Below are 16,905 nucleotides of genomic sequence, written 5' to 3'. Positions count from 1 at the left end.
ACGTCCGGGGGCCGGCGGATCCCGCCGATTCACCGGGGACGGGACCGGTTGTCGGTGCGGCCCCCTAGACTCGGAAGGCGATGAGTAGCCTCTTTGACGACAGTTTCCTGGCGGACCTGACCCCCTCCGACGAGGTCCCGCCGCCGCCCGAGGAACACGCTGCCCCGGAGCCGGACGCGGACGACCTCTTCGGGGGCCGCTTCGACGCACCCATGAGCGGGGACGCGTACTACCGGGATGGCGCCCCCAGGCCCGTCATCGACCCGGCGACGCTCCTCGACGGGTTGAACGTGGAGCAGGCCGCCGCCGTGGTGCACGCGGGATCCCCGCTGCTCATCGTGGCCGGCGCCGGTTCCGGCAAGACCCGGGTGCTGACCCACCGCATCGGACACCTGCTGTCCGCGCGGCACGTCCACCCCGGTCAGATCCTGGCGATCACCTTCACCAACAAGGCCGCCGGCGAGATGAAGGAGCGCGTCGAGGGCCTCGTCGGCCCGCGCGCGAACGCCATGTGGGTGTCCACCTTCCACAGCGCGTGCGTGCGCATCCTGCGCCGCGAGTCGAAGCTGCTCGGCTTCACCTCGTCGTTCTCGATCTACGACGCCGCCGACTCGAAGCGTCTGATGGCGCTCGTCTGCCGCGACCTGGACCTGGACCCGAAGAAGTTCCCGCCGAAGTCCTTCAACGCCAAGATCTCCAACCTGAAGAACGAGCTGATCGACGAGGAGGCCTTCGCGGCCCAGGCCGTCGACGGCTTCGAGAAGACCGTCGCCCAGGCGTACGCGATGTACCAGGGCCGGCTGCGCGAGGCCAACGCCCTCGACTTCGACGACATCATCATGACCACGGTGCACCTGCTCCAGTCCCACCCGGACGTCGCCGAGCACTACCGCCGCCGGTTCCGGCACGTCCTGGTCGACGAGTACCAGGACACCAACCACGCCCAGTACACGCTCGTGCGCGAGCTGGTCGGCACCGGATACCCGGACCTGCCGCCCGCCGAGCTGTGCGTCGTGGGTGACGCCGACCAGTCGATCTACGCCTTCCGCGGCGCGACCATCCGCAACATCCTCCAGTTCGAGGAGGACTACGCGGACGCGACCACGATCCTGCTGGAGCAGAACTACCGCTCCACGCAGACGATCCTGTCCGCCGCCAACGCCGTCATCGAACGCAACCAGAACCGGCGCGCCAAGAACCTGTGGACCCAGGCCGGCAGCGGCTCCGTGATCACCGGCTACGTCGCCGACACCGAGCACGACGAGGCACAGTTCGTCGCCGACGAGATCGACCGCCTGACCGACGCCAAGGAGGCCAAGGCGGGCGACGTCGCGATCTTCTACCGGACGAACGCCCAGTCACGCGTGTTCGAGGAGATCTTCATCCGTGTCGGACTGCCCTACAAGGTCGTCGGCGGAGTCCGCTTCTACGAGCGCAAGGAGGTCCGGGACGTCCTGGCCTACCTGCGCGTCCTGGCCAACCCCGAGGACAACGTCCCGCTGCGGCGGATCCTGAACGTGCCCAAGCGCGGCATCGGCGAGCGGGCCGAGGCAATGATCGACGCCCTCGCGATGCGCGAGAGGATCACCTTCCCGCAGGCGCTGAAGCGCGTCGACGAGGCCTTCGGGATGGCCGCGCGCTCCACCAACGCCGTCAAGCGGTTCAACGTGCTGATGGAGGAACTCCGCACCATCGTCGACTCCGGCGCCGGTCCGGCGGTCGTGCTGGAAGCGGTCCTGGAGCGGACGGGCTACCTCGCCGAACTCCAGGCGTCCACGGACCCGCAGGACGAGACGCGGATCGAGAACCTCCAGGAGCTGGCGGCCGTCGCCCTCGAATTCGAGCAGGCGCGCGGCGAGGCGGCGACGCCGGCCGCCGGGGACGAGACCGAGACCGGCGCCGCGGCGACCGCCGCCGCCGGTCCGGGCACCCTCTCCGAGTTCCTGGAGCAGGTCGCGCTCGTCGCCGACTCCGACCAGATCCCGGACGAGGACGAGGACGGCAGCGGCGTCATCACCCTCATGACGCTGCACACCGCCAAGGGCCTCGAATTCCCCGTGGTCTTCCTGACCGGCATGGAGGACGGTGTCTTCCCGCACATGCGCGCGCTCGGCCAGACCAAGGAACTGGAGGAGGAGCGCCGCCTCGCCTACGTCGGCATCACCAGGGCGCGCGAGCGGCTGTACCTCACCCGCTCCGGCATGCGCAGCGCCTGGGGAACCCCCTCCTACAACCCGCCGTCACGGTTCCTGGAGGAGATCCCGACCGAGTACCTCCAGTGGAAGCGGACGGGAGCGACCCAGAAGCCGGCCGGGCCGATGCGCGGTTCCGGGTACGGATCCGGTTCGAGCTCCGGCAAGGCGACCTTCGGGACCTCGCCCGAGGCGTTCCTCTCCTCGTCCCGTACGAAGGCGGGCCCGTCGGGGTTCGCCACGCGCCGGGCCTCCGACAAGCCGGTCATCGCGCTGACCGTCGGGGACCGGGTCACGCACGACCAGTTCGGCCTGGGCACGGTCATGGAGGTCAGGGGAGCCGGCGCGGACGCGCAGGCCACGATCGACTTCGGTGACGACAAGCCGAAGCGGCTGCTGCTGCGGTACGCACCGGTGCAGAAGCTCTAGGCCCCGGGCCCCCGGGCCTGGGGTGCGTTACCTCGGGTCCAGGCCCTGGCTGCGGAGCCAGGCCAGGGGGTCGATGGCGGAACCGCCACCCGGTCGCACCTCGAAGTGGAGGTGCGGTCCGGTGGAGTTGCCGGAGTTGCCGGAGTAGGCGATGACGTCGCCGGCCTTGACCTTGCCGGACCGGATCTTGGTGCTGCCGAGGTGGCAGTACCAGGTCTCGGTGCCGTCGGGCGAGGTCACTATGGCCATGTTTCCGTAGGCGCTGTTCCACTGGGTGCGCACGGTGCCGTCGGTGGCGGCCATGACGGGGGTTCCGTAGGAGACCGGGAAGTCGATGCCGGTGTGCACGGACATCCACATGCCGCCGGACTGGCCGAAGCTGGCGGAGAGACCGTGTTGGGCGACGGGCACCGCGAACTTGGGGCGGGCGGCCTCCTTGGCCGCGGCCTCCTCGGCCCGCTTCTTCTTCTCGTCCTCCTGGCGCTGCCGGAGGTCGATGCGTTCCTGCGTGCGGCTCGCGCGGTCCGCGAAGTCACCGGCGTCGGCGCTGAGCGCGGCCAGTTGGGTGTCGAGCTTGTTGTTCGCGGCGACCGGCTTCACCGAGGCGGGGTCGGGCGCCGCCATCGTGGTGGTTTCCTCGGCGGGCTTCTCGGCGCCGCCGGTGAGTCCGCCGACGGACGCGGCGGCCACTCCGGCGACCCCCATCACGCAGGCGGAGGGCACGGCGACGGTCAGCAGGGCCGACCGCTTGGCCGGGGTGCGACGACGGGTGTTGCCGACGGAGCCGCCGGTCGTCCTGGCGGCGTTGGTCCGGGACGTGCCCTTGCCGCCGCTCTTGGCCGCCGAGGCCGACGCACCCTTGGCGGAACCCTTGGCCCCGGCCCGACGCGCCGAGCGCGGTTCGCCCGGGGTGACCGGCATGGCCTGCGTGGGCAGGTCGTGCACACCGTCGATGAAGACCGGTTCGTTCGCGGACGGAGCGGCCACCGCCTCGAAGACGGAGGTCTCGGCGGTGTGCAGGTCCGCCTCGGAGTACGGGTCGGCGTAGGAGCCGGGTGAGGCGCCCGCGTAGGACTCGGCGTACGGATCGGAGTAGGAGTCCGGGTAGGTGTCGGCGTACGGGGCAGGGGCGTCGGAGCCCGGCACGACCGGGACGACGGTCGTGGCCTCGTAACCGTAGGCACCCGGCTGGGAAGTGACGCCGGTGTAGGTGTGGGCGTCGGCGACGGGCTCGGTGGTCCCTCCGCCGTTCCACGCGGTGGCGTCGTAGGTGCCGGTCTCCTGCCCGTATCCCGGGAGGGTCCAGTTGCCGGTCTGCTGCGAGGAGGTGGGGTCGTAACCGAAGGACGCCGGCTCGAAGCCGGTTCCGGTTCCGGTCGCGTTCCAGGCACTCGCGTCCCACTGGCCGGTGCTGTCGTCGGGGACGCCCTGGCTGGGCACGGTCGGCAGGTAGGTCTCGGGCGCGGACCACGCCGTGGTGTCGTACGAACCGGTCGACTGGTACGAGCCGTAGGCGTCGTACGTCCCGGAAGTCGTGTAATCAGTGGGGTATTGATACCCCTGGCCCTGCGTTTCGTAGGAAACGTAGGCCTGGTCACCAGCGAAAGTGGTGGTGGAAAGGCCGTCGTACCCGGTTTCGGGGTACTGGCCCGACGTCGGGCGGTCGTTCACCAACTTCTCTTTCGCCTCGGCAGTGGGGGGCCTGGGTGGCCGGGGAACTCAAGGTTCACCGGAGGAGAGCAGTGGCGTGACTGTACCCGCCGGTTACACGGCACGACAATCTTCGGCGGGTTCCGTTCTTTCGGGAACGGGGCATTCGGCGGCCTTTCGGTCCTCCGAACACCGAGCCTTGGCCTTGAGTTCGAAATTAGTTCGACTGGAGCTGTGCGGGAGGACGAGCGTGCCTCCGGCGCCGGGGCTCAGACGGCCAGGCCCTGGCCCTCGGCTCCCGCGGAATCGGCGGTACCGGTTGCGGTGGGTACGGCGCGCGGGGTGGGTGCGGGGCGTGCGGTGGGTGCGCTCGGTGAGGTGGCGTCGGATCCGGAGGGCGCCCCGACGGACGCCACCGAGGGCGCCGCGGTGGCGCCGACCGGGCCGTCCAGGGCGCGCCGGACCGCGGTGATCACGGCGGGATGCACCGGCAGGGCCAGGTGACCGATGCCGGTGACCTGCACGTTCGTGGCGTCAAGGTCCGGGTGCTCGATCCTGGCCGTACCCGTAGGCGCCATCAGCGCGTCGAACTCGCTCCAGAAGGCGACCATCCTGGTCCGGCAGTCCGGCGAGGGCGCGCCCAATTCGGCCAACACCTCGGAATCCGGACGCATCTGCCGGACCAGCGGGTGCGCGTCCATGAAGGGCGCCACCCGGGTGCCCGCATGGGGGGTGCCGAGCGTGACCAGTGTCCGGACCCGCGCGTCGCCACCGAGCCGCTGCACGTAGTAACGGGCGACGAGGCCGCCGAGGCTGTGCCCCACGAGATCCACCCGGTCCTGCCCGCTGCGCTCGCACAGCTCCTCGACGCGCCGGGCCAGGTGGCGGGCCGTGACGCGCAGATCGCGGGTGAAGGGCGAGTAGTTGTACGTCTCCACCCGGCGCAGCCCGTCCGCGCCGAGGGTGCGCCGCAACAGGACGAAGACCGACCGGTTGTCGGTGAACCCGTGCAGCAGCAGCACGGGGGGACGTTGCCCCCGGGACCCGGACGGTGTGTCGCGGCCGGTGTCGGCGTCGGCCGGCGCGGGGCGCTCGTCGAGGAGCCCGGTGGGATAGAGCAGCAGGTGCCCGGCCAGTACGACGGCCTCCAGGACCGCGGCGCGCAGCGCGGCCCCGGTCATCGACAGCGGCAGTGGTGTGATCGACAGCCCCATGGACGGCCCTCCCCTGGACCCCTCGGGGACACGACCGCACCGCCGACGCGGCCCCGCCACCGTGCCGGGCGGCTGTCGGCGCGGTGGCGGGGCGACTCGGCGGTGATGGATCCGCTGTGTCCCACGTGTGATTTCCCCCTCCCGCTTGACCGTGAAACGGTGCGGTGCGCGATGCTGTACTTAACGTTCGTTCACTCGGGAGGCAGTGCGATGGGTGTGACCGGTCCGATCCGTGTGGTGGTGGCCAAGCCGGGTCTCGACGGCCACGACCGGGGTGCCAAGGTGATCGCACGTGCACTGCGCGACGCCGGCATGGAGGTCATCTACACCGGCCTCCACCAGACCCCCGAGCAGATCGTGGACACCGCCATTCAGGAGGACGCCGACGCGATCGGCCTCTCGATCCTCTCCGGTGCCCACAACACGCTGTTCGCGCGCGTCCTGGAACTCCTGAAGGAGCGGGACGCCGAGGACATCAAGGTGTTCGGCGGCGGGATCATCCCGGAGGACGACATCGCGCCGCTCAAGGCGAAGGGTGTCGCCGAGATCTTCACGCCGGGTGCGACGACCACGGCGATCGTGGAATGGGTCAACGGGAACGTCCGCCAGTAGGCCCCCGCGGGCGGCCTCGGGTCGGCCCCGACCCGAGGCGCCTCCCGCCCGGGCCGAGTCAGCCGTCGGTGGGAGCGAGTTCGGCGAGCATCGTGGCGCGCAGGCGCAGCGTGGCCACCAGGCGTTGGAAGGCCTCCGCCCAGTAGGCCGCCGCGCCCGGTGAGGCGTCCGGCGGATCCTGGGAGCCGGCCGTGAGGGCCTCCAGATGGGCGGCCCCGGTGGGGTCCAGGCAGCGCTCGGCCAGGCCCATCACCCCGCTGAAGCTCCACGGGTAGCTGCCCGCCTCGCGGGCGGAGTCGAGGGCCTCGACCACGGCGCGGCCCAGCGCCCCGGACCACGGGACCACGCAGACGCCGAGCAGTTGGAAGGCCTCGGAGAGGCCGTGGGCCCGCACGAACTCGGCCACCCATGAGGCCCGTTCGTCCTCCGGTAGGGTTTCCAGCAACTTCGCGCGTTCCGCCAGGGACGCGGTGCCCGGCCCCGCTGCCGGCGGCGCCGACGGCGGGCCGAGGAGCGCCTTCGACCACTCGGCGTCGCCCTGACGGACGGCCGCCCGGCACCACGCCGCGTGCAGTTCCTCCGCCCATCCCTCCGTCACCGGCAGGGCGACGATCTCCGCCGGGCCGAGTCCGCCGAACCGCTCCCGCCAGCGGTCCAGCGGAGCAGCCTCCACCAGCTGACCGAGCCACCAGGCCCGCTCGCCGCGGCCCGCCGGGGGGCGCTTTACCACCCCGTCGCGGAGCATCCCCGCGTCGCACTCCGCCGGCGGGGTCACCGACCGCGGACCGACGCAGGCCAGGGCGCGTTCCGCCATCCGGCCGGCCAGGGCGGACCCGGGCAGGGCGGACAGCAGTTCGGCCGCGGTCGCCCGTACGGTGCGGCTGCGGTCCCCGAGCGCGGATTCCAGGAACGGCTCGTCCGCGGGGGAGAGGCCCGCCCGCAGCGAATCCAGGAACATCAGGCGGTCCTCGGCCCGTTCGGTGGACCAGGTGGTGGCCAGCAGGCGCGGTGCGGCCGCCGGCTCGTGCGCCCGTACGACGCCCAGCAGGGCGACCCGTTCGGCGAACAGCCCCTCCTCCCACAGCCGGGCCACCGCCTCCCGGTCGGCCGGGTCGGGCAGTTCGCCCGCACCCCCCGTCCCGCCGCGCAGCGCGAACCGCCAGTCCGGGTTGAAGCGGGCCAGCCACAGACCCCGCGCCCCGGCCAGCGCCAGCGCCTGGGGGCGCAGGTCGGTCCGGGCCCGGGCCGCGTCCAGCAGCGCCGGGACCAACGACGACGGGGCCCGGTAGCCGTGCCGGGCCGCCGTGGCGAGCCACTGCGGCAGCAGTTCCGTCAGGTCGGGGGAGGACCCGCGCCGCCCGCCGGAGCCGCCCGCGCCCGCGCGGCCCGCCAGGAGTTGGGCGAGCCGGCGCCGGGCCGCGTCCGGCGGGACGGGACGCGGATCCCGCGGGGCGGGCTGCGGCAGCCGGCCCGCCGGAGCCGGCCGGAGCCCGGCGCGGCGGCGCAGGGTCTGCACGGCCGCCGCGTCGAGCAGGGCCTGCGGTGCGCCGCCGCGCCGCTCGGTCCCGAGCAGCGCGGCGGCGACCAGTTCCTCCCAGGCCTCCGGTGCCACGGTGTTCTTCTCGTCCGCCTCGGCCGTGCCGTTCATCGGACCCCTCCCTCGTCGTGTTCCGTGCTCCGGTCCCGCCCCCTCCGCGGGACCGGAGCGTCCGTGTTCGGATCGGTCAGTTCCTCAGCTCGCGTGGTTGTCGTTCACAAAGCCCCCCGGCTTCCTCGTTCTTTACGGCGGCGCCCCCGCGCCGTCGCCCCCCCTGCTTCCCGCCCGACGTCACCCGAGGGCGATCGGCTCCGCCCCCTGCGGATGCCATGCCGTCAGCGGGGTGAACCCGCGGTGGCCGCACTCGCCGAACACCGTGACGGGACCGCCGCCCGAGAGGGCGGCCAGTTGCCACAGGCCCGACCGTGAACTGCCCCCGGCGAGGTTCACCGGCAGTGCGGACGCCCCTTCGGCGTCCGCGAGCTGCCAACCCGCGTCACCCGATTCCCCCGGTATCGGGATCACCGGACCCAACACCACCGGCCACGACTCCAGCCACGGGTCCTGTGCCAGCGCGTCCCCGTAGGAGGCCAGCGCCTCCCGCGTGCCCACCCCGGCCGGAACCCGGGTGGCCGGTACCGCCGCCGCGAACCGTTCCCCGAGGTCGGCCCGCAGCCCCGCCGAGCCGGGCCGGAAACGGGCTTCCGCCTCCAGCACCAGCCCGACCGGCAGGGCCAACCCCGGCGGTCGCCCGGGCGGCCCGAAGTCCAGCACCAGGGCCGGGCGCCCGCTCCCCAGCCCGTGCAGCCATATGCGGCGGGTGGTGAGCCGGCCGTCCGGGGACGCCGAGTCGTACTGGGCCAGGACGAGCCAGTGGTCCCGTACGGTTTCGCCCTCCCCCGAGGACGGCAGCCCCACCCGGCTCCGAACGGTCGCGGCCAGCGGCTCCGGCAGCCCGGACACCCCCAACCAGGCCCTGTCCAGCAGGTGCAGCAGCGCGAACTCCTCAAGCATCCGGGCGGGCCAGCCCGGGCCGCAACCGGGTATTGTCCCCAACTCCCTTACGCGGGCGGCCAGTCCCGGAGCCTGGGCGTCGACCATCCGGGCCGCCGCCTCCTCCCACGGCGCGTATCCCGTCTGCTCCTGGCCCGCCAGGCCGCCGCGCACCAGGTCCACGAGCCGCTGTTCCAGCTCGGTGACCCCCGCGCCGATCCGTTCCGCCCGCCGCAGCGCACGGCGCCGCGCTCCCTCCTCGTCCAGCGGTCCCGTCGCCGCGGCCGCCGGCCGGGCGGCCTTCGCCGCCCGCTCCGCCAACCATTCCCCCGCCCAGTCCGGTGCCTCGACCGGATCCCCCGCTCCCTCCGCCGCCCACAGCAACAGCAGTCCCAGCGCGTGCTTGCACGGGAACTTCCGGCTCGGGCAGGAGCACTTGTAAGCCGGGCCCGTCAGGTCCACGACCGTCCGGTACGGCTTGCTGCCGCTGCCCTTGCACAACCCCCACACCGCACCGGAAGCGGAACCTCCGGTCTGCGACCACGGACCCGCCCCGCCCAACCTGCCCCCCGCCTTGCGCGACGCGTCGTCAGGTGCCAGGGCGAGTACTTGTTCCGCCGTCCAGCGAACCCCCTGCTCAGTCATGGGAACAACCGTAGGGACCCCCACTGACAATCGCTCTGACCTGCAACAACGCTATGAACAGGGGGTGTTGTCAGTGGCATGGTGCACCTTGGGTGGAGCAGCCGGAAGCGGCTGGAGAGCCTTGGAGGGGGACCATGACCACGACCGAGAACGAGAGCCCCGCAGAAGCACTGCGACCGCACGCCGAGGACGCCTTCGCACACGAACTGAAAGCCCTGGCGGCCGCCGACGACCGGCCCCGGCCCACCCGTTGGAAACTCTCCCCGTGGGCCGTGGCGACGTACCTGCTCGGCGGCACGCTCGACGACGGCACCGTCATCACGCCCAAGTACGTCGGTCCGCGCCGCATCGTCGAAGTGGCCGTCACCACCCTCGCCACCGACCGCGCCCTGCTCCTCCTCGGAGTCCCCGGAACCGCCAAGACCTGGGTCTCCGAACACCTGGCCGCCGCCGTCAGCGGAGACTCCACCCTCCTCGTCCAGGGCACCGCCGGCACCCCCGAGGAAGCCATCCGATACGGCTGGAACTACGCCCGCCTCCTCGCCCACGGGCCGAGCCGCGAGGCCCTCGTCCCCAGCCCCGTCATGCGGGCCATGGCCGACGGCATGACCGCCCGCGTCGAGGAACTCACCCGCATCCCCGCCGACGTCCAGGACACGCTCATCACCGTCCTGTCCGAGAAGACCCTCCCGATACCGGAGCTCGGCCAGGAGGTGCAGGCCGTGCGCGGCTTCAACCTCATCGCCACCGCCAACGACCGCGACCGCGGCGTCAACGAACTGTCCAGCGCGCTCCGCCGGCGCTTCAACACCGTGGTCCTGCCACTGCCCGCCACCGCCGACGCCGAGGTCGACATCGTCGCCCGCCGCGTCGACCAGATGGGCCGCTCCCTCGACCTGCCCGCGGCGCCCGAGGGCCTGGAGGAGATCCGCCGGGTCGTCACCGTCTTCCGCGAGCTGCGCGACGGGATCACCGGCGACGGCCGGACGAAGGTGAAGTCGCCCAGCGGGACCCTGTCCACCGCCGAGGCCATCTCCGTCGTCACCGGCGGGCTCGCCCTCGCCGCCCACTTCGGGGACGGCGTCCTGCGCCCCTCCGACGTGGCCGCCGGGATCATGGGCGCCGTCGTCCGCGACCCGGCCGCCGACCGGGTCGTCTGGCAGGAGTACCTGGAGGCCGTGGTCCGCGAGCGGGACGGCTGGAAGGACTTCTACCGCGCCTGCCGGGAGGTCTCGGCATGAGCCCGGCCGCCGCAGGGCCGCTGCTGCTGGGCGTCCGTCACCACGGGCCGGGTTCCGCGCGGGCGGTGCGGGCCGCGCTCGACGCCGCGCAGCCGCGGGCCGTGCTGATCGAGGGCCCGCCCGAGGGGGACGCGCTGCTGCCGCTGGCGGCGGATCCCGGGATGCGTCCGCCCGTCGCCCTGCTCGCGCACGCCGCCGACGATCCGGGCCGGGCCGCGTTCTGGCCGCTGGCCGCGTTCTCCCCGGAGTGGGTCGCCATCCGCTGGGCGCAGGCCCGGGACGTGCCGGTGCGCTTCATCGACCTGCCGGCCGCGCAGACGCTCGCCGTGCCGGACCCGGCCGCGGGGCCCGGGCCGGAGCCCGGCGCCGGAGGCGGCGCGGACGAGGGGGAGGAAACCGGGGACGTCCGCCTGGACCCGCTCGGGGCGCTGGCCGGGGCCGCCGGGTACGACGACCCGGAACGCTGGTGGGAGGACGTCGTCGAGCACCGCGACGCCGGGGCGGGGCGCGATCCGCTCGCCGCCTTCGAGGCCCTCGCGGAGGCCATGGGCGCCCTGCGCGAGGCCTACGGGGACGGCGGCCACCCCCGCGACCCGGTCCGCGAGGCGCACATGCGGCAGCGGATGCGGGCCGCCCGCAGGGAGTTCGGCGACGACTACGCCGTGGTCTGCGGGGCCTGGCACGTCCCGGCGCTGGCGGCCCGGGTGACGGCCACCGCCGACAAGGCACTGCTGACGGGCCTGCCCAAGGTGAAGGTGGAGACCACCTGGGTGCCCTGGACCCACCGCAGGCTCGCCCGGGCCGGCGGGTACGGGGCGGGCATCACCTCTCCCGGCTGGTACGCCCACCTCTTCGCGGCCCGGGACCGGCCCGTCGAGCGGTGGCTGACCAAGGTCGCCGGGCTGCTGCGGGAGGAGGACTTCCAGGTCTCCTCCGCCCACGTCATCGAGGCGGTCCGACTGGCCGGGACCCTGGCCGCCGTGCGCGGGCGCCCGCTGCCGGGGCTCACCGAGACCCTGGAGGCCGTCCGGGCCGTCATGTGCGACGGTTCCGACGTGCCGCTGACGCTGGTCGAGGACCGGCTCGTGGTCGGGGACGTCCTCGGCGAGGTACCGGACGCCGCGCCCGTCGTACCGCTCCAGCGGGACCTCACCCGCAGCCTGCGTTCGCTGCGGCTCAAGGCCGAGGCGCAGCAGCGGGAACTGGAGCTCGACCTGCGCAAGGACACCGACGCGGCCAAGTCGCTGTTGCTGCACCGGCTGCGGCTGCTCGGGATCGACTGGGGGGTGCCCGTCGCGTCCCGCAGCAGCACCGGAACCTTCCGGGAGACCTGGCGGCTGTGCTGGGAGCCGGAGCTGTCCGTACGGGTCGCCGAGGCCGGGATCTGGGGCACCACCGTCCTGGGCGCCGCCACCGCCAGGGCCGAGGCCGACGCCGCCGGCGCCGTGGAACTCGGCGAGGTCACGGCGCTGGCCGAGCGGTGCCTTCAGGCCGGGCTGTCGCAGGCGCTGCCGGCCGTGCTGCGGGCGCTCGCCGACCGGGCGGCGCTCGCCACCGATGTGGCGGGCCTGGCCAAGGCCCTGCCGGCGCTGGCCCGTTCGCTGCGGTACGGGGACGTGCGGGGGACGGACGCGGCGGCGCTGGGCACCGTCGCCTCCGGGCTGGCCGAGCGGATCTGCGTGGCGCTGCCACCCGCCTGCGGGGCCGGGCTGGACGCCGACGGGGCGGCGGAACTGCGCGGTCACGTGGACGGGGTGCACGGGGCGGTCGCCCTGCTGGCGGACGCGGAGGAGGCCGGGGGGCTGCGCGAGCGCTGGGCGGCGGTGCTGCGGGCCCTGGCCGGGCGGGACGGCGTGCCCGGGCTGATACGCGGCCGGGCCGCGCGGCTGCTGCTGGACGAGGGCCGGCTCGCGGCCGAGGAGACGGCGCGGCTGATGGGGCTCGCCCTGTCCCCGGCGTCCGCCCCGGCCGACGCGGCGGGCTGGATCGAGGGGTTCGTCGGCGGGAGCGCGGGCGGCGGCACGCTGCTGGTCCACGACGACCGCCTGCTGGGGCTGATCGACGCCTGGCTGATCTCGGTGCCGGAGGGAGCCTTCATCGACGTACTGCCGTTGCTGCGGCGGACGTTCGGGGCGTACGAGCCGGGGGTGAGGCGGACCCTGGGCGAGCTGGTCCGGCGCGGATCGGGAGGCCGGGCCGAGGACGCAGCACCGGGCGGCGCCCCGGCGGGCTTCGCCCCCGAACTCGACCCGGTCCGGGCGGACGCGGCGGCCGAACTGGTCCGCCTGCTGCTGTCCGCGACACCGGCCGACACGGAGCCCGCTCCGGTGCCGGTCCAGGGCCTGTCGTCAAAGTCCCGTCGTCGCCAGCAGACGGGAGTTTGACGACAGGTCCTGGGGGGTCGCTTCCGGATCCCGCCGGGCCCGCGCCGTCGGGTACGGCGCCCCGCCGCACGGTCGGGGCACCCGGGTGCGTCCCGGGCGCGGAGCCAGGAGGGGACGGCACGGGCCGGACGGCCCGGTTCGACTCCGGAGGCGGAGTACGCAAGGAAGGGGAAACGAGTGGGAGGGGACGGGGACATGAGGGCAGTGGAGAGTCCGGCGGAGAGCGCCGGCGGCGGGGACGGCGGCGCGGACGCGGAGCGGCTGCGGCGGTGGCGGATGGTGCTCGGCGGCGGCGAGGCCGACGGCACCGGCCGCACCCTGACCGGGCAGGACGCCGCGATGGACGCCGCACTGGGAGCGCTGTACGGCGGCGGCTCCGCCGGCGCCCGGCGGAGTTCGGGGGCGCGGTCGGCGGGCCTCGGCGGCAGCGCGCCGAGTGTGGCGCGCTGGCTCGGGGACATCCGTACGTACTTCCCGTCCCCGGTGGTGCAGGTCATGCAGCGGGACGCGATCGAGCGGCTGGGACTGGCGTCGATGCTGCTGGAGCCGGAGATGCTGGAGGCCGTCGAGCCGGACGTCCACCTGGTCGGCACCCTGCTCTCGCTCAACAAGGCCATGCCGGACACCACGAAGGAGACGGCCCGGGCCGTCGTCCGCAAGGTGGTCGAGCAGTTGGAGAAGCGCCTGGCCACCCGCACCCGGGCCACGCTCACCGGAGCCCTGGACCGGTCCGCGCGGATCAACCGGCCCCGCCACCATGACATCGACTGGGACCGGACGATCCGGGCCAACCTGAAGAACTACCTGCCCGAGTACCGCACGGTCGTCCCGGAGCGGCTCGTCGGCCACGGCCGGGCCGCGCAGTCGGTGAAGAAGGAGGTGGTCCTCTGCATCGACCAGTCGGGTTCGATGGCGGCGTCCGTCGTCTACGCCTCCGTCTTCGGCGCGGTCCTCGCCTCCATGCGGTCGATCGCGACCCGGCTGGTCGTCTTCGACACCGCGGTCGTCGACCTCACCGACCAACTGGACGATCCCGTCGACGTGCTCTTCGGCACCCAGCTGGGCGGTGGCACCGACATCAACCGGGCGCTGGCCTACTGCCATTCGAAGATCACTCGGCCGGCCGACACGGTCGTCGTCCTGATCAGCGACCTCTACGAGGGCGGCATACGTGACGAGATGCTCAAGCGGGTCGCCGCGATGAAGGGTGCCGGGGTGGAGTTCGTGACCCTGCTCGCCCTCTCCGACGAAGGCGCCCCCGCCTACGACCGCGAACACGCGGCGGCGCTCGCCGCCCTCGGGGCGCCCGCCTTCGCCTGCACCCCCGACCTGTTCCCGGACGTGATGGCGGCGGCACTGGAGAAGCGGCCCCTGCCGGTCCCCTGAGGGGACCGGGCGCGGTCGCGCACCGTGCGGTCGTAAATCGGCAGATCACACGAAGACGCAGTTCAACCCTGAGGCGATCTGTGACAGGTATCACCGCTCAGGTGTGATCTGCGATTTAGGGACCCACGGCCCACGGGGATAACCTGCGGGACGGACATGCCGCGTCCACGGTCACCGTGTGCGCCTTCCTTGTGACAGCGCCGTCACGTTGCCCTCCGCGGCACGCCCACGCAGATAGCAGACAACCGCGAATCACTGCGAATCTTTGAAGACAAGGGACGGACGCGCGTGGACCTGTTCGAGTACCAGGCGAGGGACCTCTTCGCCAAGCACGGTGTACCGGTGCTGGCCGGTGAAGTCATCGACACGCCTGAGGCGGCTCGCGAGGCCACCGAGAAGCTGGGCGGCAAGTCGGTAGTCAAGGCGCAGGTGAAGGTCGGCGGTCGCGGCAAGGCCGGCGGCGTCAAGCTCGCCGCCACCCCGGACGAGGCCGTCGCCCGTGCGACGGACATCCTGGGCATGGACATCAAGGGCCACACGGTCCACAAGGTGATGATCGCCGAGACCGCTCCCGAGATCCTTGAGGAGTACTACGTCTCGTACCTCCTCGACCGGACCAACCGCACCTTCCTGGCCATGGCCTCGGTGCAGGGCGGCATGGACATCGAGGAGGTCGCGGAGAAGACCCCCGAGGCCCTCGCGAAGGTCCCGGTCAACGCCAACGAGGGCGTCACGATCGAGAAGGCCCGCGAGATCGTCGCCCTGGCGAAGTTCCCGGCCGAGGTCGCCGAGAAGGTCGCCGAGGTCCTCGTGACCCTGTGGGCGACCTTCATCGCCGAGGACGCGCTCCTCGTCGAGGTCAACCCGCTCGCGAAGGTCGCCAACGGCGACATCATCGCGCTCGACGGCAAGGTCTCGCTCGACGAGAACGCCGAGTTCCGCCAGCCCGGCCACGAGGAGTTCGTGGACCACGCGGCCGCGAACCCGCTTGAGGCCGCCGCCAAGGCGAAGAACCTCAACTACGTCAAGCTCGACGGTGAGGTCGGCATCATCGGCAACGGCGCGGGTCTCGTGATGAGCACCCTCGACGTCGTCGCGTACGCCGGTGAGAACCACGGTGGCGTCAAGCCCGCCAACTTCCTCGACATCGGCGGTGGCGCCTCCGCCGCCGTCATGGCGAACGGCCTGGAGATCATCCTCGGCGACCCGGACGTCAAGTCCGTGTTCGTCAACGTCTTCGGTGGCATCACCGCGTGCGACGAGGTCGCCAACGGCATCGTCCAGGCGCTCCAGCTGCTTGAGGACAAGGGCGAGGCGGTCACCAAGCCGCTGGTCGTCCGCCTCGACGGCAACAACGCCGAGCTGGGTCGCAAGATCCTGTCGGACGCCAACCACCCGCTGGTTCAGCGCGTGGACACCATGGACGGCGCGGCCGACAAGGCCGCCGAGCTCGCGGCTGCGAAGTAAGGGCAGAGGTCACAGACTCACATGGCTATCTTCCTCAACAAGGACAGCAAGGTCATCGTCCAGGGCATGACCGGTGCCACGGGCATGAAGCACACCAAGCTGATGCTGGCTGACGGCACCAACATCGTCGGCGGCGTTAACCCGCGCAAGGCCGGCACCACCGTCGACTTCGACGGCACCGAGGTACCGGTCTTCGGTTCCGTCGCCGAGGCGATGGAGAAGACGGGCGCCAACGTCTCCGTCCTCTTCGTGCCGCCGGCCTTCGCCAAGGCCGCCGTCGTCGAGGCCATCGACGCCGAGATCCCGCTGGCCGTCGTCATCACCGAGGGCATCGCGGTGCACGACTCCGCCGCCTTCTGGGCGTACGCGACCGCCAAGGGCAACAAGACCCGGATCATCGGCCCGAACTGCCCGGGTCTGATCACCCCCGGCCAGTCCAACGCCGGCATCATCCCGGGCGACATCACCAAGCCCGGCAAGATCGGTCTCGTGTCCAAGTCGGGCACGCTGACCTACCAGATGATGTACGAGCTGCGCGACATCGGCTTCACCTCCGCCGTCGGCATCGGTGGCGACCCGGTCATCGGCACGACGCACATCGACGCCCTGGAGGCCTTCGAGGCCGACCCGGACACCGAGCTGATCGTCATGATCGGTGAGATCGGCGGCGACGCCGAGGAGCGTGCGGCGGACTTCATCGCGAAGAACGTCACCAAGCCGGTCGTCGGTTACGTCGCGGGCTTCACCGCCCCCGAGGGCAAGACCATGGGCCACGCCGGCGCCATCGTCTCGGGTTCTTCCGGCACCGCACAGGCCAAGAAGGAAGCCCTCGAAGCCGCGGGCGTCAAGGTCGGCAAGACGCCGACCGAGACCGCGAAGCTGGCGCGCGAGATCCTGAACGCCGCCAAGTAGGCAGTCGCCGTCGGCACGTGCGCACGCGAGTGCGCGGGTGCGCGCGGCGAGCACGGGCGTGGGGGGGGGGGGGGGGGGGGGGGGGGGGGGGGGGGTGGGGTGGGGGGGGGGGGGGTGTGGTGGGGTCTCGTTTTTTGTGGGGGGGGGGGGGGGGTGGGGAGGGGGATGTGGTTTTGTTGGTGGTTCGCTTCTCCCCCCCCCCCCCCCCCCCCTCCCCCACCACCCCCCCCCCCCCCCCCCCCC

At 72.7% G+C, this 16,905-nt stretch carries 11 protein-coding genes; 7 read left to right on the top strand and 4 right to left on the bottom strand.

The window, feature by feature from the left end; translation table 11 throughout:
• Window positions 1-80 precede the first annotated feature (80 nt).
• The gene (pcrA, locus tag ACZ58N_RS06535) at window positions 81-2,621 is read left to right on the top strand and encodes a DNA helicase PcrA (protein ID WP_471156295.1); all 2,541 of its coding nucleotides are present in this window, start codon (window positions 81-83) and stop codon (window positions 2,619-2,621) included.
• A 27-nt stretch (window positions 2,622-2,648) separates the two neighbouring features.
• Here the strand turns inward: pcrA and ACZ58N_RS06530 are convergent, their stop codons facing one another.
• Window positions 2,649-4,292 (bottom strand): M23 family metallopeptidase, encoded by a 1,644-nt coding sequence (locus ACZ58N_RS06530; protein WP_471156292.1) that lies wholly within the window; start codon window positions 4,290-4,292, stop codon window positions 2,649-2,651.
• Window positions 4,293-4,540: 248 nt separating this feature from the next.
• Window positions 4,541-5,485 carry an esterase/lipase family protein gene (locus tag ACZ58N_RS06525; RefSeq protein WP_471156290.1) on the bottom strand — a complete coding sequence of 315 codons (945 nt, stop codon included), beginning with the start codon at window positions 5,483-5,485 and terminating at the stop codon, window positions 4,541-4,543.
• Window positions 5,486-5,695: 210 nt separating this feature from the next.
• Between ACZ58N_RS06525 and ACZ58N_RS06520 the strand changes: the two genes are divergently transcribed.
• A complete protein-coding gene (locus ACZ58N_RS06520; RefSeq protein WP_281209601.1) occupies window positions 5,696-6,097 on the top strand; it encodes a cobalamin B12-binding domain-containing protein in 402 nt (133 codons plus the stop codon).
• 58 nt (window positions 6,098-6,155) lie between these two features.
• Here the strand turns inward: ACZ58N_RS06520 and ACZ58N_RS06515 are convergent, their stop codons facing one another.
• Together ACZ58N_RS06515 and ACZ58N_RS06510 are read right to left on the bottom strand one after the other, a co-directional pair.
• Window positions 6,156-7,745 (bottom strand): DUF5691 domain-containing protein, encoded by a 1,590-nt coding sequence (locus ACZ58N_RS06515; protein WP_471156288.1) that lies wholly within the window; start codon window positions 7,743-7,745, stop codon window positions 6,156-6,158.
• 180 nt (window positions 7,746-7,925) lie between these two features.
• Window positions 7,926-9,272 (bottom strand): SWIM zinc finger family protein, encoded by a 1,347-nt coding sequence (locus ACZ58N_RS06510; protein WP_471156286.1) that lies wholly within the window; start codon window positions 9,270-9,272, stop codon window positions 7,926-7,928.
• Window positions 9,273-9,406: 134 nt separating this feature from the next.
• Here ACZ58N_RS06510 and ACZ58N_RS06505 point away from each other — a divergent pair, with 134 nt between their 5' ends.
• The 5 genes from ACZ58N_RS06505 to sucD all read left to right on the top strand — a co-directional run bounded on the left by ACZ58N_RS06505 (window position 9,407) and on the right by sucD (window position 16,662).
• A complete protein-coding gene (locus ACZ58N_RS06505) occupies window positions 9,407-10,513 on the top strand; it encodes an ATP-binding protein (protein WP_385691948.1) in 1,107 nt (368 codons plus the stop codon).
• On the top strand, window positions 10,510-12,897 hold the full coding sequence (locus ACZ58N_RS06500) for a DUF5682 family protein (protein WP_471156284.1): 2,388 nt from the start codon (window positions 10,510-10,512) through the stop codon (window positions 12,895-12,897). The genes ACZ58N_RS06505 and ACZ58N_RS06500 overlap by 4 nt, the downstream gene beginning before the upstream one ends.
• A gap of 195 nt (window positions 12,898-13,092) precedes the next feature.
• Window positions 13,093-14,283: a VWA domain-containing protein gene (locus tag ACZ58N_RS06495; RefSeq protein ID WP_471156281.1), complete on the top strand. Its 1,191-nt coding sequence runs from the start codon at window positions 13,093-13,095 to the stop codon at window positions 14,281-14,283.
• Window positions 14,284-14,571: 288 nt separating this feature from the next.
• Entirely contained in the window at window positions 14,572-15,750 is a 1,179-nt protein-coding gene (sucC, locus tag ACZ58N_RS06490) for an ADP-forming succinate--CoA ligase subunit beta (RefSeq protein ID WP_385579966.1), read from the top strand.
• 21 nt (window positions 15,751-15,771) lie between these two features.
• Window positions 15,772-16,662 carry a succinate--CoA ligase subunit alpha gene (gene sucD / locus ACZ58N_RS06485; protein ID WP_356870875.1) on the top strand — a complete coding sequence of 297 codons (891 nt, stop codon included), beginning with the start codon at window positions 15,772-15,774 and terminating at the stop codon, window positions 16,660-16,662.
• The last annotated feature ends 243 nt before the right edge of the window (window positions 16,663-16,905 follow it).

The sequence above is a fragment of the Streptomyces sp. NPDC040432 genome, from assembly GCF_055595445.1.
Note: the sequence above shows the minus strand (reverse complement) of the source record. Positions and strands in the feature narration are given on the sequence as shown.

What these genes read in the sequence shown, in the direction of transcription:
- ACZ58N_RS06510 (WP_471156286.1), bottom strand. Translation starts at nt 9,272, where the DNA reads ATGACTGAGCAGGGGGTTCGCTGGACGGCGGAACAAGTACTCGCCCTG.
- ACZ58N_RS06495 (WP_471156281.1), top strand. Translation starts at nt 13,093, where the DNA reads ATGAGGGCAGTGGAGAGTCCGGCGGAGAGCGCCGGCGGCGGGGACGGC.
- pcrA (WP_471156295.1), top strand. Translation starts at nt 81, where the DNA reads ATGAGTAGCCTCTTTGACGACAGTTTCCTGGCGGACCTGACCCCCTCC.
- ACZ58N_RS06515 (WP_471156288.1), bottom strand. Translation starts at nt 7,745, where the DNA reads ATGAACGGCACGGCCGAGGCGGACGAGAAGAACACCGTGGCACCGGAG.
- ACZ58N_RS06520 (WP_281209601.1), top strand. Translation starts at nt 5,696, where the DNA reads ATGGGTGTGACCGGTCCGATCCGTGTGGTGGTGGCCAAGCCGGGTCTC.
- ACZ58N_RS06505 (WP_385691948.1), top strand. Translation starts at nt 9,407, where the DNA reads ATGACCACGACCGAGAACGAGAGCCCCGCAGAAGCACTGCGACCGCAC.
- sucD (WP_356870875.1), top strand. Translation starts at nt 15,772, where the DNA reads ATGGCTATCTTCCTCAACAAGGACAGCAAGGTCATCGTCCAGGGCATG.
- ACZ58N_RS06500 (WP_471156284.1), top strand. Translation starts at nt 10,510, where the DNA reads ATGAGCCCGGCCGCCGCAGGGCCGCTGCTGCTGGGCGTCCGTCACCAC.
- ACZ58N_RS06525 (WP_471156290.1), bottom strand. Translation starts at nt 5,485, where the DNA reads ATGGGGCTGTCGATCACACCACTGCCGCTGTCGATGACCGGGGCCGCG.